Below are 26,359 nucleotides of genomic sequence, written 5' to 3' on the forward strand. Positions count from 1 at the left end.
TTCCCCGCTGCCAGAAAATTGAGCAGTACACCTCGTTTTATCAACGAAAGCGGAACCGTGATCACGGCAAAAGGTCAAGTGTTCAGGCAGTTCATTTTCAGGCGTACTCCAGCCTGCTGCCCACTTCCCTAGTCATGAGAGGGCTTTTTTTGTCTACATCTAACGAGTTGATCAGCGCTAAAGCCGCCACCGGTATCGAAGGGCTGGATGACATCCTTTCCGGTGGCTTGTCCCGCGGCCATGTGTTCCTGCTGGAAGGGGAACCCGGGACCGGCAAGACCACGGTCGCGTTGCAATTCCTCTTGGCCGGTGCCCAGGCCGGCGAGCGTTCCTTGTACATCACCCTGTCGGAAACCGAGCGTGAGTTGCGCCAGGGCGCGGCGTCCCACGGTTGGACGATCGACGAAAACGTGCATATCTTCGAGCTGACCCCTCCCGAAAGCCTGCTCAACGCCGAGCATCAGCAAAGCCTGCTGTACTCCTCGGATCTGGAGCTGGGGGAAGCGACCCGGCAGATTTTCGAGGTGGTCGAGCGGGTCAAGCCGACCCGGGTGGTGCTCGACAGCCTGTCGGAGATCCGCCTGCTGGCGCAAAGCTCACTGCGCTATCGCCGGCAGATCCTGGCGATCAAGCATTACTTTGTGCGCTACGACGCCACGGTGCTGCTGCTTGATGACCTGACCACCGAATCCCTGGACAAGACCGTGCACAGCGTCGCCCATGGGGTGATTCGCCTGGAAGAACTGACACCCAATTACGGCGCCGAGCGGCGACGCATTCGGGTGGTCAAGTATCGCGGGCAGAAATACCGTGGCGGCTTTCACGACTTCACCATCATGGGCGACGGCATTCATGTCTTCCCGCGCCTGGTGGCCGCCGAACACCGCGGGCAATACCTGCGCCAACAACTGTCCAGCGGCCTCGATGGCGTGGACGCCTTGCTGGGCGGCGGCATCGAGACAGGCTCCAGCACCTTGATCCTGGGCCCGGCCGGCACCGGCAAGTCGCTGATTTCGATGATTTTCGCTGCAGCCGCCGTGCAGCGTGGCGAAAAAGCCGCGCTGTTCATCTTCGATGAAGAATTGGGCTTGCTGTTCGAGCGCATGAGGAACGTCGGTATCGACCTGGAAGCGCTGAGACGAACCGGCAACCTGGTGATCGAACAGGTGGACGCCGCTGAGCTGTCTCCCGGTGAGTTCTCCCATCGGGTACGCCGTTGCGTCGATGAAGGTAACATCAAGACGGTCGTGATCGACAGTATCAATGGCTACCAGGCCGCCATGCCGGAAGAAAACGCTTTGGTGCTGCACGTACATGAACTGCTGCTCTACCTGAACCGCAGGGGCGCTGCGACCTTCATGACCGTTGCGCAACACGGTCTGGTGGGCGATATGCAGGCCCCGGTGGACATTACCTACCTGGCCGACACGGTGATTCTGTTGCGTTATTTCGAAGCGCTGGGCAAAGTTCGTCGAGCGATCTCCATCATCAAGAAACGCACCGGCAGCCATGAATCCACTATTCGCGAATACCGCATCAGCAGCGAGGGCATGACCATCGGCGAGCCGCTGGAAGCATTCCAGGGGGTATTGCGTGGGGTGCCGAACTATATGGGAGCGGATAATCCGTTGCTCAAGGATGATCAACAGTGACGCTGGTCGAGCCCCTGTCGGAGCGGGCGTTGATCCTCGCACCGCTGGGGCGCGACAGCCAGATCGCCCTGATGATCCTGCGCGAAGCCGGCTTCGGCGGCCTTATCTGCCAGCATCTGGCCCACTTGTGCGAAGAGCTGGAGCACGGCGCCGGCCTGTTGGTGATTTCCTCCGAAGCCCTGGTCGGGCCGGAGCTGGAAACGCTGTTGTCACATATAGAAGAGCAACCGGCCTGGTCGGATTTGCCAATCGTATTGTTGACCCACCACGGCGGGCCGGAACAGAACCCGGCGGCGCGTATCGGCACTCAGTTGGGCAACGTAACGTTCCTCGAGCGCCCTTTTCACCCGATAACCCTGGTCAGCGTGGTCACCACCGCCCTGCGGGGCCGGCGCAGGCAATATGAAGCACGAGACCGGCTGATCGACCTGAGCAACAGCGAGCTGCGCCTGCAAACCACCCTTGAGACCCTTGAGCAACAAGTGGAAGAACGCACGGCCCAACTGCGCCACAACGAAGAGGCCTTGCGCCAGTCGCAAAAAATGGAGGCGGTCGGGCAACTCACGGGGGGGATCGCCCATGACTTCAACAACATGCTCACCGGGATCATCGGCAGCCTCGAACTGTTGCGCCGGCGCCTGGCCCGAGGCCGCACCGAGGATCTGGACAGCCTGATCGACTTGGGGGTGACATCGGCCAATCGCGCAGCCGGCCTGACGCATCGTTTGCTGGCCTTCTCCCGCCGCCAATCGCTGGACTCAAAAGCGGTGCAGATGAATACCCTGGTGCTGTCCATGGGCGAGCTGCTGCAGCGCAGCCTCAACGAGAGTATCCGGCTGGACATGGAACTGGACGACCAGCTCTGGATCGCCGAAGCCGACCCAAACCAACTGGAAAGCGCCCTACTCAACCTGGTACTCAATGCTCGGGACGCAATGCCCGACGGTGGGCAACTGGTGGTCAAGACGCTCAATCAACACCTGGATGCCGACTTCACCCAGGCTTATACCAACCTGGAGCCGGGCGATTACGTCGTGCTGAGTGTGCAGGATTCCGGTTGCGGAATGCCCGAAGCGGTCATCAATCGTGCGTTCGACCCGTTTTTCACCACCAAGCCGATCGGCCAGGGCACCGGGCTGGGCTTGTCGATGATCTATGGGTTCAGCAAGCAGTCGCGTGGTCACGTGACGATTGACAGTGAAGTCGGCAAAGGCACAACCGTGAGCCTCTATCTGCCGCGTTTCGTCGGTGAAGAGGTTCACGAACCACGGGTCGATACACAACACGCCCCGTACGCACAAGACGGTGAGACCGTGCTGATCGTCGAGGACGACCCGGCGGTGCGGGTGCTGGTCAGCGCCGTACTGAGCGAGCTGGGTTATGCCTTCGTCGAGGCAGCCGATGCTGACGGCGCGGTGCCGATCCTTCAGTCAAGCCAGCGCATCGATCTGCTGATCAGTGACGTGGGCTTGCCAGGCATGAACGGCAGGCAACTGGCGGAAATCGGCCGGCAGATTCGCCCGGACCTGCGGGTGCTGTTCATCACCGGTTATGCTGAGCATGCAGCGGTGCGCGGCGGCTTCCTGGACCCGGGCATGCAGATGATCACCAAACCGTTCACTTTTGACCTGTTGACGGCCAAGGTGCGGGAGATGATCAAGGTTTGAGGCAATGCCCGGATATCAGCCGAGCGTGCGCCCGTGATCAAGGATTTTGTGGCAGCAAAGCCTGCTCCCACAAAATCCCGCCCTGCACCCTGCTTTTACAGGCCTAGGACAACATCGTCCGCATCATGTCCTGCAGCACATCCAGGTCGAACGGTTTGCCCAGGATCGGCGCCTTGCGGGTGATGGGGCTGTCGGTGTCGCGCACTTCCTGGGCATAACCGCTGATAAAGATGACTTTCAGGTCGGGTCGCAACCGGACCGCCGGTTCAGCGATCTGCACGCCGGTGATACCCCCGGGCAGGCGGAAGTCGGTGATCATCATGTCCAGGTGGGGCTTGCTGGCGAGGATCTCGAACGCCTGCTCACCGTTTTCGGCCTGCAGCACTCGATACCCCTCGCCCGACAGGTAGGCCGACAATACCATCAGGATCGACGGGTCATCCTCGACGATCAGTACAACGTCTTGCGCATCTTCACTCATGAGAAGCCTTTGTTCGATCAATAGCTGCTGATACGACCGTAGGGTCACTCAGAGGTTGCGTCTGTTCGACGGTTTTGACCAGGACCGTTTTCTGCAAAGGCAGGCAGACGCGAAACAACGCCCCTTCATTGAGGCGGCTATTGACCGTAATAGTACCGCCATGGGCGGTCACAATCTGCTCGGAGATGAATAGCCCCAGGCCCAGACCGGATGCGACGGCTTTGGACGACACCCGCTCGAACTGCTGAAAGATGCGCTGCTGGTTTTCCTCGCTGATGCCGATACCGTGATCCTGGACTTCGACGCAAGCATGGTCAGGCGTTTTGTAGACGCGCACCTCGATCGGGCTTTTCCCGCCGTAGCGCAAGGCGTTGGTCAGCAGGTTCGACACCACTTGTTCGATACGAAACTCATCCCATTGTCCCTCCACCGACGGCTCGGTCGAGCACGTCAATGTGCATTCGGCCGCCGCGATCTGCGGCTGGAAGTTGCGCAGCAGGTTTTCAACCAGTGTCGTCAGGTTGAAGCGGCTTGGCCGAATGGACAATTTGCCAGTACGAATCCGCGACACGTCGAGCATGTCCTCGATCAGCCGGATCAGGCTCTTGATCTGGCGCTCGTCGCGCTCGACCATCGCTTGCACCTTATCCAGGCTGAAGGCGGCGGCGTTGTCCCGGGCCAGGTGCATCTTGCGCAGTTGCGTCTCGAGAATCAGGCCGTTGAGAGGCGTACGGACCTCGTGGGCAACGATCGACATGAAGTCATCACGCATGCGAACCGCCTGTTCCAGCTCGCTGCGAGTAGCCTGCAACTGCTGCAACAAGGCCTCCTGCTCGCGGCGGCTCTCCTGCAATGCAATGACCTGCTCCTTCATCGCCTTTCTCTGGCGATACAGCTCGACGAACACATTGACCTTGCTTTTGACGGCGTGGTTGTCCAGCGGCTTGTGCAGGAAGTCCACCGCGCCACTTTCATAGCCGGTGAAGGCATAGTTGCGCTCACGGCCGGCGGCGCTGACAAAGATGATAGGAATGCTACGGGTCTTCTCCGTGCCGCGCATCAGCTCGGCCAGTTCAAAGCCGTTCATTCCCGGCATCTGTACATCGATGATGGCCAGGGCAAAGTCGTGTTGCAGCAGCAAGGACAGCGCCTCATCGGCCGACAGCGCTTTGAAAACCTGGCGGCCGTCGAGTTTGATCAGCGCTTCCAGGGCCAACAGATTTTCTGGCAGATCGTCGACGATCAGCAGTTTTGCTTGAATATCTCTTGGCATGTGGTTCATTCCAGAGCGGCCAACAATTGGCCGATGCCTTGCAAAGTGAGGATATGGTCGGGCTCTTGCAGGGCAAGTGCTGCTTCGGGCATGGTCGAAACCTGGGCTTCGCCGGGGTCCTGGACCACCGTGATTCCACCCAGCTCCCGGACCTTGGCCAGGCCCTGGGCACCGTCGTTGTTGGCGCCGGTCAGCACGACCGCCAGCAGGTTCGGACCGAAGGCGTCGGCGGCGGATTCGAACAGCACATCTATCGACGGCCGCGAATGGTGCACCGGTTCCTCCAGGCTCAACGAAAGACTGCGGTCGGCCTCGACCGACAGGTGATAGCCGGGTGTGGCTACATACAAAGTGCCCGGTTGAATGTTCTGCTTGTCCTGAGCTTCCTGCACCGGTATCGCCAGACGATGGCCGAAGACCTGGGCCATCTGGCTGTCACGCTCATCGGGCAGATGCAACACGACCAGAATGGGTACGCCGAAGCCCTTTGGCAGTTGCCCGAAGACTTTGAGCAGCGCTTCGACGCCGCCGGCGGATGCACCGACGACAATGGCTTGAATGGGCGATCTGGATCTGTGCATCGTCTGATTCATAACTTGCGATAGATCCGTTCCTGTTTGACCAACGGCTCGAATTGCTTGCCGAAAGACGAAAAATCCAGTGTCTCTTTACTGCCCAGTACCAGGAAACCTCGGTGACAGAGGGACTCATGGAACAATCCGAACGCGCGATCTTGCAGCTTTTTGTTAAAATATATCAAGACGTTACGACATGAAATTAACTGAGTTTCTGAGAATACGCTATCAGTCGCCAGGCTGTGATCGGCAAAGGTCACGTTCTCGCGCAGGGTTTTGTCGAACATCGCGTAATCGTAGGCGGCGGTGTAGTAATCGGCAAATGATCGCCGCCCTCCCGCGCGCTGATAATTCTGGGTGTAGGCCCGTACGTTCTCGAGCGAAAAAATGCCCTGCTTGGCTTTTTCCAGGGACCGCGGATTGATGTCGGTGGCATAAATCAGCGTGCGGTCCAGCAGCCCTTCCTCGCGCAGCAGGATCGCCATGGAATAGACCTCCTCCCCGGTGCTGCAACCAGCGATCCAGATCTTGATCGAAGGATAGGTCTTGAGCAGCGGCACCACTTCTTCGCGGATCGCCAGGAAATGCGACGGGTCGCGAAACATCTCACTGACAGGGATCGTCAACAGTTGCAGCAGTTGCATGAACATGCCCGGGTCGTGCAACACGCGCTCCTGCAGTGCCGAGATGGTCTTGCACTCGAACTGGCTCAGCGCGTGCTGGACCCGACGCTTGATGGAGGCGCCGGAATAGTCCCGAAAATCGTAGCTGTACTTGAGGTAGATCGCGTCGATCAACAAACGGATTTCAATGTCAGTGTTACGTTCCACTAAATTCTTTCCATATTCGGCAACCACACGCGAATCAGCGAGAACAGACGATCCAGATCGATCGGCTTGGCCAGGTAATCGTTGGAACCGGCCGCCAGGCAGCGCTCCTGATCATCCTTCATGGCCTTGGCCGTCACGGCAATGATGGGCAGCTTGCGCCAGCGCGGGTCCTTGCGGATCAGCGCGGTGGCCTCGAAACCGTCCATCTCCGGCATCATCACATCCATCAGCACCAGGTCGATGTCGTCGACTTCGTTCAGACGCTCGATCGCTTCATAGCCGTTACGGCCGATGACGACGATCGCCCCCTTGGCCTCCAGGGCACTGGTCAGGGCGAAAATGTTGCGCACATCATCGTCCACCAGCAGCACTTTACGGCCCTCGAAAACCTTGTCGCGGCTGCGGGCGGTCCTGAGCATCCGCTGCCGTTCATGGGACAACCGGGATTCGACTTTGTGCAGAAAAAGTGTCACTTCGTCCAGCAACCGCTCCGGCGAACGGGCGCCCTTGATGATGATCGAGCGTGAATACTTGCGCAGTTCGGCTTCTTCATCGCGGGTCAGGTTGCGTCCGGTGTAGACAATCACGGGCGGGAATGAGCAGATATCTTCGGTGGACATGCGCTTGAGCAGGTCATTGCCCAGCATGTCAGGCAGCTTCAGGTCGATGATCATGCAGTCGTAGACGTTGCTTCGCAGCAGGTCCAGGGCTTGCTGCGCCAGGCCGACAGCGGTGATCTCGATGTCATCGTCACCGATCAGCCGGGTGATACTGTCGCGTTGCAAATCATCGTCCTCCACCAGCAGCACCCGCTTGACCTTCTGGGTCAGCTTGGCTTCCAGGCGGGCGAATACCTCCTTGAGTTCTTCGCGAGAGGTCGGTTTGACCGCATAGCCGACGGCGCCCATGTGCATCGCGGCTTCTACGCGATCCTCGACGGAAATCACATGTACCGGGATGTGCCGGGTTCCAGGTTGCTCCTTGAGCCGCTGCAATACCGTCAGCCCGGAGTGATCCGGCAGGCGCATGTCCAGCAGGATTGCATCGGGGCTCAATTGCGAAGCCAGGTCGAAGCCTTCATCGGCACCTTGGGCCACCAGGCACTGGTAACCGAGTTCGTGGGCCAGGTCGAACAGGATCCGGGCAAAGCTGGGCTCGTCTTCGATCACCAGAATGCAGCGGGTGTTGAACGGTGCCTTGTCGCGGTCATCGGCGAAGGGGGCGACGGGCACATCGACCTGGGCGATCAGCGGTGCGCTGACGGGTTCAGGGGGCGCGGGTGGCGCCATTGTGGTGGTCGCAGTGAACATCCCCGGTTCTACCAGCGGCTCACCCGACTCGACATAGCGTTCTGGCAATACCAGCGTAAACACACTGCCCTGCCCCGGCTCGCTGGAGACAGAGATCGAGCCGCCGAGCAAGGTGGCCAGGTCGCGGGAAATCGACAGGCCCAAACCGGTCCCGCCGTACCGGCGATTCGTAGTGCCATCGGCCTGGCGGAAGGCTTCAAAGATGCTTTGTTGCTGATCGGCGGCGATGCCGATTCCTGAGTCCCGCACCATGAACGCGATGCCCGCCCCGGCCTGGCCGGCCACCGTCAGGCATACCGTGCCTTTCTCGGTGAACTTGATGGCGTTGGACAGCAGGTTCTTGAGTACCTGCTCCAGACGCTGGCGGTCGGTATACAGCATGGCCGGGGCGTCGGGCAGCAGTTGCACCTCGAAGCTCAGGCCTTTTTCCGTCGCCAGGGGCATGAACATGTCACGCAAGCCTTCCACCAGGCGCGTCACGCCGGTGTTCTCCGGACGCACTTCCAGTTTCCCGGCCTCGACCTTGGAAATGTCGAGAATGTCATTGATCAGGTTCAGCAGATCGTTACCGGCGGAATAGATCGACTCGGCAAATTTCACCTGTTCCTCGTTGAGGTTCTGCTGCGGATTCTCCGCCAGCAGTTTGGACAGGATCAGTGAGCTGTTGAGCGGTGTACGCAGTTCATGGGACATGTTCGCCAGGAACTCGGACTTGTATTTGCTCGAACGCTGCAACTCTTCGGCGCGTTCCTGCAACTGGATCTGCGCCAGGTTCAGCTCGCTGTTCTTCTGGTCCATGGCATCGCGTTGTTCAGCCAGTTGCTCGTTGGTCTGCTCCAGTTCCTGTTGTTGGGCTTCCAGATGCGCCTGGGACTCCTTGAGGATGCGTGACTGCTCTTCCAGCTCTTCGTTGGCGGTCCGGAGTTCTTCCTGCTGAACTTGCAGTTCTTCGTTCAACTGTTGGGTTTCGGCGAGGACTTCCTGCAAACGCTGCCGGTAACGGGCCGCTTCGATGGAGGTGCCAATATTGCCGGCCACCAGTTCCAGCAGTTCGATATCGCGATCGGTCACAGGTCGCAGGAAGCCCAGTTCGACAACGCCGTTGATCCGGTCATCGTCACTGGTGGGCATGACCAGTACGCTGTTGGGCAACCCCTGGCCCAACCCCGAACTGACTTTCAGGTAGTCGTCGGGCACGTCATCCAGGCGGATGAGTCGCGCCTGTTGGACCGCCTGGCCAGCGATGCCTTCGCCGACAACGATCACCTGTTGCTGTTGCTCTTCATCCTCTCGGGACATGCCGTAGGTGGCGACGCGCCTGAGCAGGCCGCTTTCTTCCCGCGCATACAGTGCGGCCACTACAGCGCCCATGTATTGGGCACAGAACTGCAGGATGTTGCGTCCCAGCAGGTTCAACGTCAGTTGCCCCAGAACCTGCTCGGCCAGTAGCGTCTGGCCATTGCGCAGCCAGGCCTGTTTTTCCAGATGCAAAGCACTCTGCTGCTGGACCTTCAGGCTGGCGCTGTAATTGTTGGACAGCCCCAACAGATCCCGGCGCCCGACATAGGCCAGCAAGCCGCTGACGGCGGCCACGAACAACAGGTACAGAGCGATGCTCCAGAGGGTGGTGGTGCGCACCTGGTCGTTGCGTTCGGCACGCAGCTGCTGCTCGGATTCGACGATATCCTCGTAGGTCTTGCGTATTTCATCGGTCAAGCGCTTGCCACGCCCGGCCTTCACCGCTCCCCGGTAATCGCCACTGCTGCGTTGCAGGTCGATCATGCTTTGCGCGTAGTTGGCCCACTCCACCTGGAGCGCTTGCACTTTATGCAGGCGGTCGGTCTGGATCGGGTTGTCGGCTGTCAATTCCAACAATGTCTCCAGCGCCACGGCAATGCGCGGTTTGGCCACTTCATAGGGGTCGAGGAAATGCTCGTCGCCCGTCAGGAGGTAGCCGCGCATGCCGGTTTCCAGATCCACGCTCAGCTTGAGCGCTTCATTGGCATTATTGATCACCCGATCGGTATGCCCGACCCATTGGATCACCGACAGCAGATAGGTGATCAGCACAATGAAAAACACCGCGCTGAGGGCGCCCATGCCCAGTGGCAGGCTGATATTGCGGCTCAGGAGCTTGCGAAAACTTTGCTCGTCAACCGAAGACGAAGGAGTCATGGAATAAGCCTTGGTGGACAGTTGAAAACCGTGGAGTTTGCCGAAAAATACCGGTTGGATCCACATTCTGACGGGGCAAAGGCGCAAACTCCACGAAAAGCCTGAGGAAGCGACGATCCTTGTCAGCTCTTGTACTATAGATCCTTTCTTGTACAACCCAGGGAACTTGTGCCCCCTCGCTACTTACTCATGCATAAGGCCGTTTTTTGGCACACCTCCCCAACCCAATCCCCTGAGAATGTCTACCATGCACAACCCCGCTCCTGATACCCAGCCGACCATTCTGGTAGTCGAAGACGACGACATCGTACGTATGTTGATTGTCGACGTGCTGGAAGAGCTGGAATACCAGGTACTGGAAGCGGACGGCTGCGAACAGGCCTTGGCGTATCTGCGTAACGATGCGCAGCCCATCGCCCTGATGATGACCGATGTCGGCCTGCCGGTGATGGACGGTCGCGAGCTGGCCAAGCAGGCCCGATCGGCTCGGCCTCAGTTACCCATTCTGTTTGCCAGCGGTTACGCCGAAAGCATCGATGTGCCTGAAGGCATGGCGGTGATTGGCAAGCCTTTTTCCATCGATCAGTTGCGCGACAAGGTCAACGGCATTCTTTCTTGAGCCTGACGCAATTGTTGGTCACTATCGGCGCCCCGCGCTGATAGCGCCCACGTCGATTCGTTCCAAGGAAGCACCCGCTCATGCGTCAACCCACCGCCACCAAGGTCCTGGTTATCGGCTATGTCTGGCCCGAGCCGCGTTCATCGGCTGCCAGCGGGCACGTCATGCAGATCCTCGAAGCCTTCCTTGGGCAAGGCTGGGACATCACCTTCAGCAGTCCCGCGGGCCCTGGCGAGAACCGTGCCGACCTGATCGCGCTGGGGATCGGCGAAGTGCCGATCGAGCTCAACAGCAGCAGTTTCGATACATTCATCGCTGAACTGGCCCCGGATATCGTGTTGTTCGACCAGTTCATGATGGAAGAACAGTTCGGCTGGCGGGTCGAGAAACACTGCCCCGGCGCCCTTCGGGTGCTGGAGACGTCCGATTTGCAAAGCCTGCGCCACGCCCGGCATCAGCGGCTCAAGGATCGGTTGAAGAAGGATGACGTTTCCCAGGATTTCAGCGATCTGTTTGCGCAGGACCTGCCTCAAGCGTTCGAGTTGATGGCCGGCACCGACCTGGCCAAGCGGGAAATCGCCGCCCTGTACCGGTGCGACCTGAGCCTGATGGTGTCCGAAGTCGAGATCGAGTTGCTGGTAGAGCACTTCAAACTGCCCCGCAACCTCTTGCATTGGTGCCCACTGATGCTGGACCTGCCGAGCGAAGCACGCGTGCCGTTCGCAGACCGGGCGCATTTCCTCAGCATCGGCAATTTCCGCCACGCGCCGAACTGGGACGCCGTGCTCTGGATGAAAAACGCCATTTGGCCATTGATCCGCCAACAGCTGCCTGATGCGCAACTGCACCTGTATGGCGCCTACACCCCGCCTAAGGCTGCGGCGCTGCACAACGCGGCCCAAGGGTTTCACATCATGAATTGGGCCGAGGATGCGCTGCAGGTCATGTCGGCGGCACGTGTCTGTCTGGCGCCGTTGCGTTTCGGTGCCGGCATCAAGGGCAAGCTGATCGATGCCATGCTGTGCGGCACACCCAATGTCACCACACCCATCGGCGCAGAAGCCATGCACGGTGAAATGCCCTGGCCCGGAGCGATTGCCCAAAGCGCCGAAGATATCGCCCACGCCGCTGTGCAGTTGTACCGCGAGCAGAGCCTTTGGACCCGCGCCCGGGATAACGGCCTGGCGCTGCTGGCGGACCGTTACCGCCGACAGGTCCACGCCCAGGCGCTGATCGATTGCCTCGAAGCCTGTCGCGCCGACCTTGAGCAACGGCGCCGGGATAACTTCACCGGCAGCATGTTGCGTCATCACCAGCACAAGAGCACTCAATACATGTCCCAGTGGATTGAGGAGAAGAACCGCAACAGTCAGGCCGGAAGCGTTACGGGGTAGCACCCGTGCGGCGAAGGGGGCATTATCCAGCGGCAATAACAATAAAAGCGCCAGGCCATGACCCGAACTGCAAGAGTCACCGACCCTTCCTATGAGCTGATGGACGACCATAACGGGCTGTCCATCATCTATCGCCAGCACGGTTTCCCGTGCCCGCTGGTGCGCTGGCATTTCCATAAGGAATACGAGTTGCACCTGATCGTCGCCAGCTCCGGCAAGGTATTCATCGGTGACTATATCGGCAACTTTTACCCGCAATCGCTGTTTCTCACCGGCCCCAACCTACCCCACAACTGGATCAGCCAGGTCGCCGAGGACGAAGTGGTGCCCAAGCGTGACATGCTGGTGAATTTTACCGACGAGCTGTTCGAGAGCGGCCATCAGGTGTTTGCCGAGCTCAAGACCGTCGCGCCGTTGCTGGAGCGCGCCCAGTACGGCATCGAATTTCGCTGCAAGCGCACTATCCGCCAGGCCATGATCCTGATGCAGCGCATCGCCGATTCCCAAGGCATGAGTCGCCTGGGGCATTTTTTCATCCTGATGGAGCTGCTGGCCGCAACCGATGACTATCAGTTGCTTTCCGGGGCCACCGCTGCGCAACCGGCGGATGAGCACAGCGTTGACCGTACCAACCGCGCGGTGGATTACATCTTTGCCCATTACGCACGGGAACTGTCCCTGGAAGAAGTGGCCGACCATCTGGGCATGAAACCGACGTACTTCAGCCGCGTCTTCAAACAAGCCACCGGCCGCTGTTTCATCGAGTTCGTCAATCGCCTGCGTATCAGCAAGTCCTGCGAGTTGTTGGCCGACGGCGACAAACCGGTGACGGACGTGTGTTTTGAATCGGGCTTCAACAACATATCCAACTTCAACCGGCGCTTTCAGCAGCTCAAGGGCATGACCCCTTCCCATTACCGGCGGCTGGCGGTGCAGCGGTTGACCGAACAGAACCAGGGCTGACAATCCCGGATTATCTCTGTGGCGGGATTTATGTGGGAGCAAAGCTTGCTCGCGATGCAGGCGCCTCGGTTCTCCGGAAGACCGCGTCATCCTCATCGCGGGCAAGCCTTGCTCCCACACAGCGGGGATAAATCCCCTCGCCACAGCTAACCCCTTCTCAGACCAAATCCCATCCAGTGCAAAAAAGTATCAGCGCAAGTGCGACGGATGATTTGTCTCGCCGGCGATTGAGGGCTGTAATCAGCGCACATTCTTCCCTTCATCCGGAAGACACAAAAACAATAACTGTCCTTCCGCAGCCCTTGGGCGCGGAAAAGGAGTGCGCGATGAAACCTTTGGTAAAAGCTCTGCTTGTCTCCACCTGCATGACCCTCAGCAGCGTCAGTTTCGGCGCACAGACCCTCACCATTGCCACCGTCAACAACAGCGACATGATCCGCATGCAAAAGCTCTCGAAGACCTTCGAGGCTGAGCACCCGGACATCAAGCTCAATTGGGTGGTGCTCGAAGAAAACGTCCTGCGCCAGCGCTTGACCACCGACATCGCCACCCAGGGCGGGCAGTTCGACGTGCTGACCATCGGCATGTACGAAGCCGCACTCTGGGGGGGCAAGGGTTGGCTGGAGCCGATGAAGGATTTGCCGGCCAGTTATGCCCTGGATGATATTTTTCCGTCCGTGCGTGAAGGCCTATCGGTCAAGGGCACGCTCTACGCCCTGCCGTTCTATGCCGAAAGCTCGATCACCTACTACCGCACCGACCTGTTCAAGGACGCCGGGCTGACCATGCCCGAACACCCGACCTGGACCCAGATCGGTGAGTTCGCGGAAAAACTCACTGACAAGACCAAGGAGCAATATGGCCTGTGTCTGCGAGGCAAGGCTGGTTGGGGCGAAAACATGGCGCTGATCACGACCCTGGCCAACGGTTTTGGCGCGCGCTGGTTCGATGAGAAGTGGCAGCCGCAGTTCAATGGCCCCGAGTGGAAGAATGCCCTGAACTTCTACGTCGACAACATGAAGAAATCCGGCCCGCCGGGCGCTTCCAGCAACGGTTTCAACGAGAACCTGGCGCTGTTCAACAGCGGCAAATGTGCAATCTGGGTCGATGCCAGCGTCGCCGGTTCGTTCGTCACCGATAAGACCCAAAGCAAGGTGGCCGATCACGTCGGATTCACCTTCGCCCCCCATGAAACGACTGACAAAGGCACCTCGTGGATGTACTCCTGGTCGCTGGCCATCCCCGCCAGTTCCAAAGCCAAGGAAGCGGCCAAGGTCTTTACCATGTGGGCGACGTCCAAGGAATACAGCCAATTGGTCGCCAAGACCGATGGCGTTGCCAACGTACCGCCAGGCACACGTACCTCGACCTATAGCGACGACTACATGAAGGCCGCGCCGTTTGCCAAGGTGACCCTGGAGTCGTTGAAAGTCGCTGACCCGAAAGCCCCCACTCTCAAGCCTGTGCCCTATATCGGTATCCAGTTGGTGACCATTCCTGAGTTCCAGGCCATCGGCACCCAGGTCGGCAAGTTCTTTTCGGGCGCGTTGACCGGCCAGCAGACCGTGGACCAGGCGTTGACCGCAGCGCAGTCCACCACGGAACGCGAGATGAAACGCGCAGGTTATCCCAAGTAACCCCGACGTCAATGTGGGAGCGAGCCTGCTCGCGATGAGGTCGGCACATTCAACATCTATGTTGCCTGACCCTGCGCTATCGCGAGCAGGCTCGCTCCCACAATGGATTTTTGTAGGCCCGCACAAATCGGTTCAATGCCATGAATAGTTCAACGACAACCGCCAAAGCACACAGCGAGATTGCCCCACCGGTTCGCAAAAACCGCTTGGCCAATCCAGGCTGGTTTCTGGTCAGCCCCTCGGTGGGGTTGCTGCTGCTGTGGATGATCGTGCCACTGGGCATGACCGTCTACTTCTCGCTGATCCGCTACAACCTGCTTTACCCCGGCGAGAACGAATTTGTCGGGCTGGAGAATTTCACTTACTTCCTGACCGATTCGGGCTTCGTCCCCGGGGCGACCAACACTCTGCTGCTGGTGGGCAGCGTGTTGCTGATCAGCATCGTGTTCGGGGTGTTGATCAGTGCGCTGCTGGAGGCCAGCGAGTTTTTCGGCCGGGGCATCGTGCGGGTATTGCTGATTTCACCGTTCTTCATCATGCCCACGGTGGGCGCGCTGATCTGGAAGAACCTGATTTTCCACCCGGTCTCGGGAATTCTCGCCTCGGTGTGGAAACTGTTCGGCGCACAGCCGGTGGACTGGTTGGCCCACTACCCGCTGCTGTCGATCATCATCATTGTGTCCTGGCAATGGTTGCCCTTCGCGATCCTGATCCTGATGACGGCCATGCAGTCCCTCGATCAGGAACAGAAAGAAGCCGCCCGCCTGGATGGCGCGGGGCCCATCGCGATTTTCTGGCATCTGACGCTGCCCCATCTGGCGCGCCCGATTGCGGTGGTGCTGATGATTGAAACCATTTTCCTGCTGTCGGTGTTCGCCGAGATTTTCACCACCACCAACGGCGGCCCCGGCTATGCCTCGACCAACCTCGCCTACCTGATCTACAACCAGGCGCTGGTGCAGTTCGACGTCGGCATGGCTTCGGCCGGCGGCTTGATTGCCGTGGTGATTGCCAATATCGCCGCCATCATCCTGGTCCGGATGATCGGCAAAAACCTCACCGACAAGAACTGAGGCCGCAGCCATGACACTTCAACAATCCCGTCGCCTGCAAAGCCTGCTGCTGGGTACGCTGGCCTGGGCCATCGCGATCCTGATCTTCTTCCCGATCTTCTGGATGGTGCTGACCAGCTTCAAGACCGAAATCGACGCGTTCGCCACGCCGCCGCAGTTCATCTTCACGCCGACGCTGGAGAACTACCTGCACATCAACGAGCGCAGCAACTACTTCAGCTTCGCCTGGAACTCGGTGGTGATTTCCTTCAGCGCCACCGCCCTTTGCCTGCTGATTGCGGTGCCGGCGGCCTACTCCATGGCGTTCTATGAAACCCAGCGCACCAAGGGCACGTTGCTGTGGATGCTCTCCACCAAAATGTTGCCACCGGTGGGCGTGCTGATGCCGATCTACCTGCTGGCCAAGAGCTTTGGCCTGCTGGACACGCGGACTGCGTTGATCATCATCTACACGCTGATCAACCTGCCGATCGTGGTGTGGATGATTTACACCTACTTCAAGGACATTCCCCGCGACATCCTTGAAGCCGCGCGTCTGGATGGCGCCACGCTGTGGCAGGAAATGGTTCGCGTCCTGTTGCCCATCGCCAAGGGTGGCCTGGCCTCCACCGTACTGCTGTCGCTGATCCTGTGCTGGAACGAGGCGTTCTGGTCGCTGAACCTCACCTCGTCCAAAGCCGCGCCGCTGACGGCTCTGATCGCGTCCTACTCCAGCCCCGAAGGCTTGTTCTGGGCCAAGTTGTCGGCCGTTTCGACCCTGGCCTGCGCACCGATCCTGATTTTCGGCTGGATCAGCCAGAAACAGCTGGTACGCGGTTTGTCCTTCGGCGCCGTGAAATAACGCGCCTTACACCATTATCAGAAGTGGAGGCCCATCATCATGGCCAACCTGAAAATCAAGAATCTGCAAAAAGGCTTCGAAGGTTTCTCCATCATCAAGGGCATCGACCTTGAAGTGAACGACCGTGAGTTCGTGGTCTTTGTCGGCCCGTCGGGTTGTGGCAAGTCCACGCTGCTGCGGTTGATCGCCGGCCTGGAAGAAGTCAGCGACGGCACCATCGAACTGGACGGCCGGGACATCACCGAAGTCAGTCCGGCCAAGCGCGACCTGGCGATGGTGTTCCAGACCTACGCGCTTTACCCGCACATGAGTGTGCGCAAGAACATGTCCTTCGCCCTGGACCTGGCCGGCGTGCCCAAGGCCGAGGTCGAGAAAAAGGTCAACGAAGCGGCGCGCATCCTCGAATTGGGGCCGATGCTTGAACGCAAGCCCAAGCAGTTGTCCGGCGGCCAGCGCCAGCGTGTGGCGATTGGCCGGGCCATCGTGCGCAACCCGAAGATTTTCCTGTTCGACGAGCCGCTGTCCAACCTCGACGCCGCCCTGCGCGTGCAGATGCGCCTGGAGCTGGCGCGCCTGCACAAGGAGCTGCAGGCAACGATGATCTACGTCACCCACGATCAGGTCGAAGCCATGACCCTGGCCGACAAGGTGGTGGTGCTCAACAGCGGGCGCGTCGAACAGATCGGCTCGCCGCTGGAGCTGTATCACCAGCCGGCCAACCTGTTTGTCGCCGGGTTCCTCGGTACGCCAAAAATGGGCTTTCTCAAAGGCAAAGTCACACGGCTGGAGAACCAGGGTTGTGAGGTCCTGCTGGACGCCGGCACCCGGATCAGCCTGCCCCTGAGTGGGGCCAGCCTGAGCGTCGGCGGCGCGGTGACCCTGGGGATTCGCCCGGAGCATTTGAACCTGGCACAACCGGGCGATTGCACGCTGCAAGTCACCGCCGATGTCAGCGAACGTCTGGGCAGCGACACCTTCTGTCACGTCGTCACCGCCTCCGGTGAAGCCTTGACCATGCGCGTGCGCGGCGACCTGGCGAGCCGTTTCGGTGAGCAACTGAACCTGCACCTTGATGCTGAACACTGCCACTTATTCGATGCCGAGGGCGTGGCGGTCACCCGTGCGCTGCGCATCGCCGCCTGATTACCGAGACTTGTGATGAAACTCAATCGACAGAACCTGCACAACCTCAGCCCTGAGGTCGCCCTGCCCGCTTATTCCTTGAGCGAGATCAGCCAGGGCATCGCCCACATCGGCGTCGGCGGCTTCCACCGCGCGCACCAGGCTTACTACACTGATGCGCTGATGAACACCGGCACCGACCTGGACTGGGCCATCTGCGGCGTGGGCTTGCGGGCCGAAGATCGCCGCGCCCGGGATGACCTGGCCAGCCAGGACTACCTGTTTACCCTGTACGAGCTGGGGGACACCGACGACACCGAAATCCGGGTGATCGGAGCCATCAATGACATGCTGCTGGCCGAAGACGGCGCCCAGGCCCTGATCGACAAACTGGCCGACCCGCAAATCCGCATCGTCTCGCTGACCATTACCGAGGGCGGCTATTGCATCGACGACAGTAACGGCGAGTTCATGGCCCACCTGCCGCAGGTCCAGCACGATCTGGCCCATCCTGACGAGCCGAAAACCGTCTTCGGTTTCCTTTGCGCAGCCTTGGCCAAGCGCCGGGCCGCCGGCACCCCGGCGTTCACCCTGATGTCCTGCGATAACCTGCCGCACAACGGTGCCGTGACCCGCAAGGCGCTGCTGGCATTCGCCGCGTTGCGCGACGCCGAGCTGGGCCAATGGATCGATCGCCACGTGAGCTTCCCCAACGCCATGGTTGACCGCATCACGCCCATGACCAGCGTCGCCCACCGGCTGCAACTGCATGACGAGCATGGGGTCGACGATGCCTGGCCGGTGGTCTGCGAGCCTTTCGTGCAGTGGGTCCTGGAAGACAAATTCGTCAACGGTCGCCCGGCCTGGGAAAAGGTCGGCGTGCAGTTCACCGATGACGTCTCGCCCTATGAAGAAATGAAAATCAAATTGCTCAACGGCAGTCACCTGGCGCTGACCTACCTGGGTTTTCTCAAGGGTTATCGCTTCGTCCACGAAACCATGAACGACCCGCTGTTCGTGCGTTACATGCGTGCCTACATGGACCTGGACGTGACCCCGCAACTGGCACCCGTGCCAGGGATCGACCTGACCGACTACAAGAACACGCTGGTGGAGCGTTTTTCCAACCAGGCAATTGCCGACCAGTTGGAGCGGGTGTGTTCGGACGGCTCGTCGAAGTTTCCCAAATTCACCGTGCCGACGATCAACCGCTTGATTGCCGACGGCGGCCAAACCCGTCGCGCGGCGCTGGTGGTGGCGGCCTGGGCCGTGTACCTGAAGGGCGTGGATGAGAACGGCGTGACGTATTCGATCCCGGACCCGCGGGCGGCGTTCTGCCAGGCGCTGGTGGCCGACGATGCGTTGGTGACCCAGCGCCTGCTGGAGGTCGAAGAGATTTTCGGTACGGCCATTCCCCACTCGCCCGAGTTCGTGGCAGCCTTCGAGTGGTGCTGCAACAGCTTGCGCGAACACGGGGTCACGCGGACGCTTGAGCGAGTGTTGGCTGACGCGGACTAAACTGCGCACGCAATCCGCTTCTGTGACGAGGGGATTTAGCGAAACGTCGCACCGCCCCGTTGGGTCGCGAAGCGGCCCCCAGACGTGCTGCCTACACCGAAGCCGCAGATACATTGGGCCCGCTTCGCAGCCCAGCGGGGATAAATCCCCTCGCCACAGGTATTCCCTGGCCACAAGTTCTGTGTTTTGTTCTTTGATCCGAGGGTTTTTATGGCAAACCAACAACTGTTCCTGGGCATCGACTGCGGCACCCAAGGCACCAAGGCACTGATCCTGGATACGCTCAGCGGCCAGGTGCTCGGCCAGGGTGCCGCTGCCCACAGCATGATCAGCGGGGCCAACGGTCGCCGTGAACAAGACACCCAGCAATGGCTCGATGCGTTCACCCAGGCGACTCACCAAGCCCTGGCCGCCGCCGGGGTCGATGGCCAGGCGATCCTCGGCATCGGCGTGTCCGGCCAGCAACACGGCTTGGTGCTGCTTGACGACCAGGGCCAGGTCTTGCGCCCGGCCAAGCTGTGGTGCGACACCGAGACGACGCCGGAAAACGATCGGCTTTTGGCCTACCTGGGGGGTGAAGACGGCAGTCTCGCACGCCTCGGCGTGGTGATCGCGCCGGGCTACACGGTTTCCAAACTGCTCTGGACGCGGGAGCAGCATCCCCAGGTTTTCGAACGCATCGCCAGCATCCTGCTGCCCCACGACTTTCTCAATCACTGGCTCACCGGCCGCCATTGCAGCGAATACGGCGACGCCTCGGGCACCGGCTATTTCAACGTACGCACCCGTCAATGGGACGCGCGGTTGCTGCAGCACATCGATCCCAGCGGTCGGCTGCAATCGGCATTACCGGAGCTGATCGAGGCCCATCAGCCGGTCGGGCGGATCCTGCCGGCCGTTGCCGCGCACCTGGGCATCAATCCCGACGCGCTGGTGGCCAGCGGAGGTGGCGACAACATGATGGGCGCTATCGGCACCGGCAACATCCAGCCCGGCGTGATCACCATGAGCCTGGGCTCCTCCGGCACGGTCTACGCCTATGCCGCCGAACCTGCGGTCAGTCCGCAGCCGTCGGTGGCAACCTTCTGCTCATCCAGCGGCGGCTGGCTGCCGCTGATCTGCACCATGAACCTGACCAACGCCACCGGGGCCATGCGCGAGCTGCTGGAGCTGGACATCGACGCCTTCAACGCCTTGGTGGCAAGGGCCCCGATAGGCGCCGAAGGCGTGTGCATGCTGCCGTTTCTCAACGGCGAGCGAGTTCCCGCCCTGCCCCATGCCACCGGCAGCCTTTTCGGGCTGACCACCACCAACCTGACCCAGGCCAATCTGTGTCGGGCGGTGGTCGAAGGCACCACCTTCGGTTTGCGCTATGGCCTGGACCTGCTGCGCGCCAACGGGCTCGAGGCCCAGAGCATCCGCTTGATCGGCGGTGGTTCGAAAAGCCCGGTTTGGCGGCAGATCGTCGCCGACATCATGGATACCACGGTCATTTGCACTGAACAGAGCGAAGCGGCCGCCCTGGGTGCGGCGATTCAGGCGGCGTGGTGCCATTCAGGCTCACAGCAAAGCCTGGCCGATCTGTGCGAGCGCTGTGTCAAGCTCGACCCAGCCAGCGAAACCCGGCCCATTACCGAGCAGGTCGCAGCATCGCAAAAAGCTTATGCCAACTATCAAGAACGTATCGCAACCCTTTGAGATAAAAGAACTATGTATTTGGTATGTGGTGAAGCACTGTTTGATTTTTTCAGCGAAAACGAGATGGGCGGTCCGGCGTCGCAGGTCAACTTCAAAGCCATCGCGGGCGGCTCGCCGTTCAACGTGGCAGTCGGGTTGCGACGCCTGGGCGTGGAATCGGCACTGTTTGGCGGGCTGTCCACGGACTACCTGGGCCGACGCTTGCATCAGGTCCTGGCTGCCGAAGGTGTCAGCACCGAGTACGCACTGGACTTCGACGCGCCTACGACCCTGGCAATGGTGGCGGTCGGTGCCAACGGTTCGCCCCACTATAGCTTTCGCGGTGAAGGATGCGCGGACCGGCAACTAGGCCTGGACCACCTACCGGTGCTCGGTGAGCACGTACGGGGGCTGCATGTCGGCTCCTTCTCTCTTGTGGTGCAGCCGATTGCCGACACCCTACTGGCCTTGGTGCGACGCGAGAGCGGTAAACGCCTGGTCAGCCTGGATCCGAACGTGCGACTCAACCCGCAACCGGACATCGAACTGTGGCGCTCGCGAATCGCAACGCTGGTCGAATATGCCGATTTGATCAAAGTCAGCGACGAAGACCTGAGTCTTCTTTATCCCGACCAACCGCCACAGACCATCATCGAGCGTTGGATGGAGCACCGTTGCCAATTGGTGTTCCTTACCCGTGGCAGTCAAGGCGCGACGGTATTCAGCCGCCAGCACGGTTCCTGGTCAATGCCGGCATGTTCGGTGCAGATCGCCGATACCGTGGGCGCCGGGGACACCTTCCAGGCGGCGTTGATTACCTGGCTGACCGAGCACCAACTGGATTCGGTGGAAGGCCTGCATACCCTGACCCGTGAGCAGGTGAGCGAGATGCTCGCTTTTGCCATGCGCGCAGCTGCGCTGACATGCGGCCGGACCGGACCGGATCTGCCTTACCGGCAACAATTGGATTGAGCTGTTTGGGAAAAAGCACGGCACCGGGTTCGGACAATGACCGAACCCGGAGGTGATTCCTGGGAAGACAAGGCCGTGATCAGCGCCCGGTCATGCGGTGTTGCTGATGGAAGTGATTACCGGTGTGGTGATTTTGGTCGAGTTCGGAGCGCAACTCGGCGATCAGGTCGTTGATTGCCCGGCAGCCATTGAGTTTATTGGCATCGATATCGGTTTTGATCAATGCCACACGATCGGTTTCATGATCGTCATAGATCTTGATTGTCATCGACAAATCAGGTGACAACGTGCATTGCGAGCGCTTGGGCAGCAAGCTGCTTTCAATGATGTTTCGCATTTCGAGGGCAGATAAAAACATGGCGACTCTCTCCTGTTGAGGCGGCCAATTTATGTTCACGACGGCGGTATTTTCGTCCGTTCTTCCCTGCGGACTGGGACTACGAATGCCGTGCCGTTCGTTCGTTCTTGGCGTTTTCTAATTAATGAGCCCGTGCAGCGACTCCCTAATCATCCCGCAAAAAATATGCCTGCTTTAAAGAAAATCCCGATTGATCCAAATCAACTACTTAGCGTCCAGGACTGTGAGAGCGCGCGTGCAAATTGCAAGGAAGCGGGATTTTCCTCATGCAAACTGCAATCGCCAGTGATCCTGTCGCAAGCTAGATTAGACCCTATTGCGCGGGGGTGAGTGGGCACCCGTCGGCTGCTTCGAAAAAAGTGTGACGTCGCGTAAAAAACGTCAAATGACTTCGGCGCCAGCCCGCTCTGCCACATGGCGCAGGCTATCGAAGTTGATATTCGCGCCGGAATCGATTGCCACCAGTGTTTGGCCTCGCGCGCCGGTCTGGGCGACGTACTGCTTGATGCCGGCGACCGCCAAGGCGCCCGAGGGCTCGGTTATCGACCGGGTATCGTCATAGATGTCTCGGATGGCTGCGCACAATTGGTCGTCAGTGACGGTGATCACGTCATCAACGCAGAAACGGCAGATGTCGAAGCCGTAGGCCCCTATTTGCGCGACAGCCACGCCATCGGCAAAGGTTCCCACGCTCGCCAGACTGACCCGTTCACCGACTGCCAGCGCCGCCTGGAGACAGGCGGAATGTTGTGACTCCACCCCGACGATGCGAACCTCCGGGCGCAGGTACTTGACGTAGGCCGCGACCCCGGCAATCAGCCCCCCGCCACCGACCGGGACAAAAATCGCGTCCAGGCTGCCTGGGTGCTGACGCAGGATTTCCATGGCGACGGTGCCCTGCCCGGCGATCACGTCCGGATCATCGAAGGGCGAAACGAACTCTCGTCCGGTCTGTCGGGCCAGCTCCAGTGCGTATTCCAAGGCAAAGGGAAAGCTCTCCCCGTGCAGCACTGCTTCGGCGCCCCGGTTGCGCACGCCCAGCACCTTGAGCTGCGGTGTGGTGAGTGGCATGACGATGCTGGCCGATATGCCCAGCTCCCGCGCGGCCAGCGCCACGCCCTGGGCATGATTGCCCGCTGAAGCGGTGATGACACCGCGAGCCCGTTGCTCGGCGGTCAGTTGCACCAGTTTGTTGTAGGCGCCACGGATCTTGAAAGAAAAAGTCGGCTGCAGGTCTTCACGCTTGAGAAGGATCCGGTTGCCCAAGGCTTCGGACAGTCCGGTGGCCGCTTGCAACGGCGTGCGTACGGCCAGTTCGTACACCGGCGCGGCCAGGATCTTCTTGACGTAATGTTCTAGCAGGGCTTGCTCGGGGCGGGTGGTAGGCATGGCGGTCTCCTGGTTTGGACAAAACTCCGGAGACAGAAAGAAAAAACCCGCCTCGGAGGCGGGTTGGGTGCAGTCGTCAGCTAGCCCGCCAAATAAGGAATGGCGGTAATAATGCTTGGCTGGCTACGCAATACGGTGCTGGTCATGCCTGGAAATTAGCCTGCCGCTGGCTGGCAAGTCAATGGGCACTGTTGCGAATCACTTGAGCCCGACTTTATAGAGCGCCCCATCGTCATCATCTGTCAGTACGTACAGGAAACCATCCGGCCCCTGGCGCACGTCGCGGATGCGCTCGCCAAGCTCACCCAGCAGGCGTTCTTCGTGCACGACCTTGTCACCCTCCAGTTCCAGGCGGATCAGATTCCGGGACACCAGCGCACCGATGAACACGCTGTGTTGCCAGGCCTTGAAGCGGTCACTGTCATAGAACGCCATGCCGCTCAGCCCGGGTGACACTTCCCATACATGAAAAGGGCCAAGCGTGCCTTCGGCGGTCTTGCCGCCGGCTTCCGGGATCGGCGCCCCAGAGTAGTTGATGCCGTGAGTCGCCAGCGGCCAGCCGTAATTTTTGCTGCGTTCGATGATATTCAGCTCATCGCCGCCCCTGGGACCGTGCTCGTTCTCCCACAACGTACCGTTCCAGGGATTGAGCGCCGCCCCTTGGGGGTTGCGAACGCCGTAGGACCAGATCTCGGGGCGTACGTTTGCCTGACCGACAAACGGGTTATCGTCCGGCACCTTGCCGTCGGGGTAGATGCGCACGATCTTGCCCTGGAGCTTGTCCAGGTCCTGGGCCGTGGGCCGCTCGTTGTTTTCCCCCAGGGTGATGAACAGATAGCCGTCCCGGTCGAACACCAGGCGCGACCCAAAGTGGTTCCCGGTGGAAAGCTTGGGCTGCTGGCGGAAAATCACATTGAAATTCTTCAGGCTCTGCAGGTCTTCGGACAATTGCCCACGGCCCACGGCGGTGCCTGCCTTGCCGTCATCGCCGGCCTCGGCGTAAGACAGGTAGACCGTGCGGTCCTGCTTGAAGTCCGGCGACAGCACGACGTCCAGCAAACCGCCCTGGCCTCTGGCCCAGACCTCAGGTACGCCGTTCAATGGTGCCGAGAGCTGGCCGTCAGGGCTGACCCGACGCAGGTTGCCCGCTCGCTCTGTCACCAACATGCCCTGTTGATCAGGCAGGAAAGCCACGGACCAGGGATGTTCGAGCCCCTTGACCACGGTGGTCACCTCCACCGTGCCCTCCTCGCTCTTGAGTTGCCGGCTTTGCGCGGCAGACGCCGGGGTGGCGAGAGTCAGTACAGCGCTGGCGCAGAATGCGGCCAGGAGTGTTTTACGCAACATGCACACTTCCTTCTGTGGTGTGAATAAAGACTGCCAGGGCTCGGCACTCAGCGAATGTCGTTTGAGGTGTCCCTCGGCGGTGGATTGGGCTTGATGGTAGGCCGTGGCGAGCCGGCAGGCTGACCGGAACGGGGATACCCGTTGCCGATACCGCCATTTTCCAGCGTGGGTGGCCGGGGAACGGGAACGGTCGGGTTGTTATGGATCATCGGCACGTTGGGCCGGGTGCCCTGCATGCTGTTGGGATTGGCCCGGCGGATCGGGCTGTTATAGGGATTGTTGTTACCTGGCAGGTTCTGGGCCAGGACCATGGCCCCGCAGTCGGGCGTTGCCGAGTGGGCGGCGGTGGTCAGCAACAGCGTCATGAGAGCGAGTAGCAGCCTGTTCATCGGAGCACCTCTTGGATTCAGGCATATCGAAAGCACGCTACGCCGCCGGTTCGCCGTTGTTAAGGGAAATGTCCGTCCGAAGATGTAACCAAGCGTCTCGAAGGCAATGCGGGGCGGGTCAACCGGCGCTCCATGGAAACTTTTGCGAACGCCGCAAGGTCACCTGAATGACTCATTCATCGGCAAGGAAAACCCCTCCATGGCACGGGCAATCTGGAAAGGCGCAATCAGCTTCGGACTGGTCCACATTCCTGTGGCGCTGGTGTCGGCCACGTCCTCCCAGGGGGTGGATTTCGACTGGCTGGACAAGCGCAGCATGGACCCGGTTGGCTATAAGCGAGTGAACAAGGTCACCGGCAAGGAGGTGACCAAGGAAAATATCGTCAAGGGTGTGCAATACCAGAAGGGCCAATACGTCCTGCTGAGCGAAGAGGAGATTCGCTCTGCCCACCCCAAGTCCACCCAGACCATCGATATTTTTTCTTTCGTCGACAGCGACAAAATTCCCCTGCAAAACATCGACACGCCCTACTTCCTGGCGCCAGACAAACGCGGCGGCAAGGTCTACGCCCTGCTGCGCGAAACCCTGATCAAGACCAACAAGGTGGCGCTGGCCCATGTCGTGCTGCATACCCGCCAGCATCTGGCAGCGCTGATGCCGCTGGAGTCTGCGCTGGTGCTGGTGATGCTGCGCTGGCCCGCCGAAGTGCGCGAACTCGACATCCTGGAACTGGGCGATGAAGTCATCAAGCCAACCCTGGCCAAGGGGGAGCTGGAAATGGCCAAGCGGCTGGTGCAGGACATGAGCGCCGATTGGGAACCGCAAGAGTACCGGGACAGCTTCGAAGACAAGATCATGGAACTGGTGGAGAAAAAGGCCAAAGAAGGCCGCCTGGAGGCGGTGGAAACCGATCCGGGTGAAGAGCAACGCAAGAGCGCCGATGTCATCGACCTTACCGAACTGCTCAAACGCAGCCTGGGCGGCAAGGGCAAGGCGCCAGAAAAGCCTGCCGGAAAAACCGCTGCAAAGCCCGCAAAGACCAGCAAGTCCGCTCCCGCGAAAAAAGCCACCAAGGCCTCCCGGGGCTAATCCCCGG

Annotated in this window: 22 protein-coding genes; 13 read left to right on the top strand and 9 right to left on the bottom strand. The window is 60.1% G+C overall.

The features are described from left to right. The first annotated feature begins 149 nt into the window (after window positions 1-149). The gene (locus tag PSH91_RS13230; RefSeq protein WP_160892396.1) at window positions 150-1,652 is read left to right on the top strand and encodes an ATPase domain-containing protein; all 1,503 of its coding nucleotides are present in this window, start codon (window positions 150-152) and stop codon (window positions 1,650-1,652) included. After that, window positions 1,649-3,319 (top strand): response regulator, encoded by a 1,671-nt coding sequence (locus PSH91_RS13235; RefSeq protein ID WP_305468456.1) that lies wholly within the window; start codon window positions 1,649-1,651, stop codon window positions 3,317-3,319. The genes PSH91_RS13230 and PSH91_RS13235 overlap by 4 nt, the downstream gene beginning before the upstream one ends. Before the next feature lie 103 nt (window positions 3,320-3,422). Here PSH91_RS13235 and PSH91_RS13240 read toward each other — a convergent pair whose 3' ends face one another. Genes PSH91_RS13240 through PSH91_RS13260 form a run of 5 tightly spaced genes read right to left on the bottom strand, consistent with a single transcriptional unit; the run spans window position 3,423 to window position 9,963 of the window. Continuing rightward, window positions 3,423-3,800, bottom strand: coding sequence for a response regulator (locus tag PSH91_RS13240; protein ID WP_047229102.1), 378 nt, complete (start codon window positions 3,798-3,800; stop codon window positions 3,423-3,425). Next, window positions 3,793-5,073 (bottom strand): hybrid sensor histidine kinase/response regulator, encoded by a 1,281-nt coding sequence (locus tag PSH91_RS13245; RefSeq protein WP_305468458.1) that lies wholly within the window; start codon window positions 5,071-5,073, stop codon window positions 3,793-3,795. The genes PSH91_RS13240 and PSH91_RS13245 overlap by 8 nt, the downstream gene beginning before the upstream one ends. A gap of 5 nt (window positions 5,074-5,078) precedes the next feature. Then, entirely contained in the window at window positions 5,079-5,666 is a 588-nt protein-coding gene (locus PSH91_RS13250) for a chemotaxis protein CheB (protein WP_047229104.1), read from the bottom strand. Then, window positions 5,663-6,478: a protein-glutamate O-methyltransferase CheR gene (locus PSH91_RS13255; RefSeq protein WP_047229105.1), complete on the bottom strand. Its 816-nt coding sequence runs from the start codon at window positions 6,476-6,478 to the stop codon at window positions 5,663-5,665. The genes PSH91_RS13250 and PSH91_RS13255 overlap by 4 nt, the downstream gene beginning before the upstream one ends. Further along, window positions 6,478-9,963 carry a response regulator gene (locus tag PSH91_RS13260; protein WP_047229179.1) on the bottom strand — a complete coding sequence of 1,162 codons (3,486 nt, stop codon included), beginning with the start codon at window positions 9,961-9,963 and terminating at the stop codon, window positions 6,478-6,480. The genes PSH91_RS13255 and PSH91_RS13260 overlap by 1 nt, the downstream gene beginning before the upstream one ends. A gap of 313 nt (window positions 9,964-10,276) precedes the next feature. Here PSH91_RS13260 and PSH91_RS13265 point away from each other — a divergent pair, with 313 nt between their 5' ends. The 10 genes from PSH91_RS13265 (at window position 10,277) to PSH91_RS13310 (ending at window position 21,779) form a co-directional block, all read left to right on the top strand. Beyond that, on the top strand, window positions 10,277-10,582 hold the full coding sequence (locus PSH91_RS13265) for a response regulator (protein WP_370695194.1): 306 nt from the start codon (window positions 10,277-10,279) through the stop codon (window positions 10,580-10,582). Window positions 10,583-10,662: 80 nt separating this feature from the next. Continuing rightward, window positions 10,663-11,976 (top strand): glycosyltransferase, encoded by a 1,314-nt coding sequence (locus PSH91_RS13270; protein WP_047229107.1) that lies wholly within the window; start codon window positions 10,663-10,665, stop codon window positions 11,974-11,976. A 57-nt stretch (window positions 11,977-12,033) separates the two neighbouring features. Then, on the top strand, window positions 12,034-12,939 hold the full coding sequence (locus PSH91_RS13275) for an AraC family transcriptional regulator (protein WP_047229108.1): 906 nt from the start codon (window positions 12,034-12,036) through the stop codon (window positions 12,937-12,939). Between the two features lie 365 nt (window positions 12,940-13,304). After that, the gene (locus tag PSH91_RS13280) at window positions 13,305-14,576 is read left to right on the top strand and encodes a sugar ABC transporter substrate-binding protein (RefSeq protein ID WP_370695195.1); all 1,272 of its coding nucleotides are present in this window, start codon (window positions 13,305-13,307) and stop codon (window positions 14,574-14,576) included. A 140-nt stretch (window positions 14,577-14,716) separates the two neighbouring features. After that, window positions 14,717-15,649, top strand: coding sequence for a carbohydrate ABC transporter permease (locus PSH91_RS13285; protein ID WP_139050046.1), 933 nt, complete (start codon window positions 14,717-14,719; stop codon window positions 15,647-15,649). Between the two features lie 10 nt (window positions 15,650-15,659). Further along, a complete protein-coding gene (locus tag PSH91_RS13290) occupies window positions 15,660-16,490 on the top strand; it encodes a carbohydrate ABC transporter permease (protein ID WP_047229111.1) in 831 nt (276 codons plus the stop codon). 39 nt (window positions 16,491-16,529) lie between these two features. Then, entirely contained in the window at window positions 16,530-17,633 is a 1,104-nt protein-coding gene (locus tag PSH91_RS13295; RefSeq protein WP_047229112.1) for an ABC transporter ATP-binding protein, read from the top strand. A gap of 15 nt (window positions 17,634-17,648) precedes the next feature. Next, complete coding sequence (locus PSH91_RS13300; RefSeq protein ID WP_076384597.1) at window positions 17,649-19,130, top strand: mannitol dehydrogenase family protein; 1,482 nt, start codon at window positions 17,649-17,651, stop codon at window positions 19,128-19,130. Window positions 19,131-19,340: 210 nt separating this feature from the next. Beyond that, window positions 19,341-20,828, top strand: coding sequence for a xylulokinase (gene xylB / locus PSH91_RS13305; RefSeq protein ID WP_305468465.1), 1,488 nt, complete (start codon window positions 19,341-19,343; stop codon window positions 20,826-20,828). 12 nt (window positions 20,829-20,840) lie between these two features. Continuing rightward, a complete protein-coding gene (locus PSH91_RS13310) occupies window positions 20,841-21,779 on the top strand; it encodes a carbohydrate kinase (RefSeq protein ID WP_047229115.1) in 939 nt (312 codons plus the stop codon). A 79-nt stretch (window positions 21,780-21,858) separates the two neighbouring features. Here the strand turns inward: PSH91_RS13310 and PSH91_RS13315 are convergent, their stop codons facing one another. The 4 genes from PSH91_RS13315 to PSH91_RS13330 all read right to left on the bottom strand — a co-directional run bounded on the left by PSH91_RS13315 (window position 21,859) and on the right by PSH91_RS13330 (window position 25,262). Further along, entirely contained in the window at window positions 21,859-22,137 is a 279-nt protein-coding gene (locus PSH91_RS13315) for a DUF1652 domain-containing protein (RefSeq protein ID WP_047229116.1), read from the bottom strand. A gap of 381 nt (window positions 22,138-22,518) precedes the next feature. Further along, the gene (ilvA, locus tag PSH91_RS13320; RefSeq protein WP_080962918.1) at window positions 22,519-23,526 is read right to left on the bottom strand and encodes a threonine ammonia-lyase, biosynthetic; all 1,008 of its coding nucleotides are present in this window, start codon (window positions 23,524-23,526) and stop codon (window positions 22,519-22,521) included. Window positions 23,527-23,724: 198 nt separating this feature from the next. Next, window positions 23,725-24,873 carry a PQQ-dependent sugar dehydrogenase gene (locus PSH91_RS13325; protein WP_305468466.1) on the bottom strand — a complete coding sequence of 383 codons (1,149 nt, stop codon included), beginning with the start codon at window positions 24,871-24,873 and terminating at the stop codon, window positions 23,725-23,727. Between the two features lie 47 nt (window positions 24,874-24,920). Then, window positions 24,921-25,262: a hypothetical protein gene (locus PSH91_RS13330; protein WP_188250837.1), complete on the bottom strand. Its 342-nt coding sequence runs from the start codon at window positions 25,260-25,262 to the stop codon at window positions 24,921-24,923. Window positions 25,263-25,461: 199 nt separating this feature from the next. On the opposite strand from PSH91_RS13330, the gene PSH91_RS13335 reads away from it, so the two are divergent. After that, window positions 25,462-26,352 carry a Ku protein gene (locus PSH91_RS13335; protein WP_076384587.1) on the top strand — a complete coding sequence of 297 codons (891 nt, stop codon included), beginning with the start codon at window positions 25,462-25,464 and terminating at the stop codon, window positions 26,350-26,352. Window positions 26,353-26,359: the final 7 nt, after the last annotated feature.

The organism is Pseudomonas sp. FP1154, from assembly GCF_030687245.1.
GTDB classification, from domain to species: domain Bacteria; phylum Pseudomonadota; class Gammaproteobacteria; order Pseudomonadales; family Pseudomonadaceae; genus Aquipseudomonas; species Aquipseudomonas rhizophila.

Bases quoted from the DNA above. Each gene is read 5' to 3' on its own strand.
- PSH91_RS13325 (WP_305468466.1), bottom strand. From the start codon at position 24,873: ATGTTGCGTAAAACACTCCTGGCCGCATTCTGCGCCAGCGCTGTACTG.
- PSH91_RS13270 (WP_047229107.1), top strand. From the start codon at position 10,663: ATGCGTCAACCCACCGCCACCAAGGTCCTGGTTATCGGCTATGTCTGG.
- PSH91_RS13250 (WP_047229104.1), bottom strand. From the start codon at position 5,666: ATGAATCAGACGATGCACAGATCCAGATCGCCCATTCAAGCCATTGTC.
- PSH91_RS13310 (WP_047229115.1), top strand. From the start codon at position 20,841: ATGTATTTGGTATGTGGTGAAGCACTGTTTGATTTTTTCAGCGAAAAC.
- PSH91_RS13260 (WP_047229179.1), bottom strand. From the start codon at position 9,963: ATGACTCCTTCGTCTTCGGTTGACGAGCAAAGTTTTCGCAAGCTCCTG.
- PSH91_RS13245 (WP_305468458.1), bottom strand. From the start codon at position 5,073: ATGCCAAGAGATATTCAAGCAAAACTGCTGATCGTCGACGATCTGCCA.
- PSH91_RS13280 (WP_370695195.1), top strand. From the start codon at position 13,305: ATGACCCTCAGCAGCGTCAGTTTCGGCGCACAGACCCTCACCATTGCC.
- PSH91_RS13275 (WP_047229108.1), top strand. From the start codon at position 12,034: ATGACCCGAACTGCAAGAGTCACCGACCCTTCCTATGAGCTGATGGAC.
- PSH91_RS13295 (WP_047229112.1), top strand. From the start codon at position 16,530: ATGGCCAACCTGAAAATCAAGAATCTGCAAAAAGGCTTCGAAGGTTTC.
- PSH91_RS13300 (WP_076384597.1), top strand. From the start codon at position 17,649: ATGAAACTCAATCGACAGAACCTGCACAACCTCAGCCCTGAGGTCGCC.
- PSH91_RS13335 (WP_076384587.1), top strand. From the start codon at position 25,462: ATGGCACGGGCAATCTGGAAAGGCGCAATCAGCTTCGGACTGGTCCAC.
- PSH91_RS13290 (WP_047229111.1), top strand. From the start codon at position 15,660: ATGACACTTCAACAATCCCGTCGCCTGCAAAGCCTGCTGCTGGGTACG.
- PSH91_RS13265 (WP_370695194.1), top strand. From the start codon at position 10,277: ATGTTGATTGTCGACGTGCTGGAAGAGCTGGAATACCAGGTACTGGAA.
- ilvA (WP_080962918.1), bottom strand. From the start codon at position 23,526: ATGCCTACCACCCGCCCCGAGCAAGCCCTGCTAGAACATTACGTCAAG.
- PSH91_RS13315 (WP_047229116.1), bottom strand. From the start codon at position 22,137: ATGTTTTTATCTGCCCTCGAAATGCGAAACATCATTGAAAGCAGCTTG.
- PSH91_RS13240 (WP_047229102.1), bottom strand. From the start codon at position 3,800: ATGAGTGAAGATGCGCAAGACGTTGTACTGATCGTCGAGGATGACCCG.
- PSH91_RS13330 (WP_188250837.1), bottom strand. From the start codon at position 25,262: ATGAACAGGCTGCTACTCGCTCTCATGACGCTGTTGCTGACCACCGCC.
- xylB (WP_305468465.1), top strand. From the start codon at position 19,341: ATGGCAAACCAACAACTGTTCCTGGGCATCGACTGCGGCACCCAAGGC.
- PSH91_RS13285 (WP_139050046.1), top strand. From the start codon at position 14,717: ATGAATAGTTCAACGACAACCGCCAAAGCACACAGCGAGATTGCCCCA.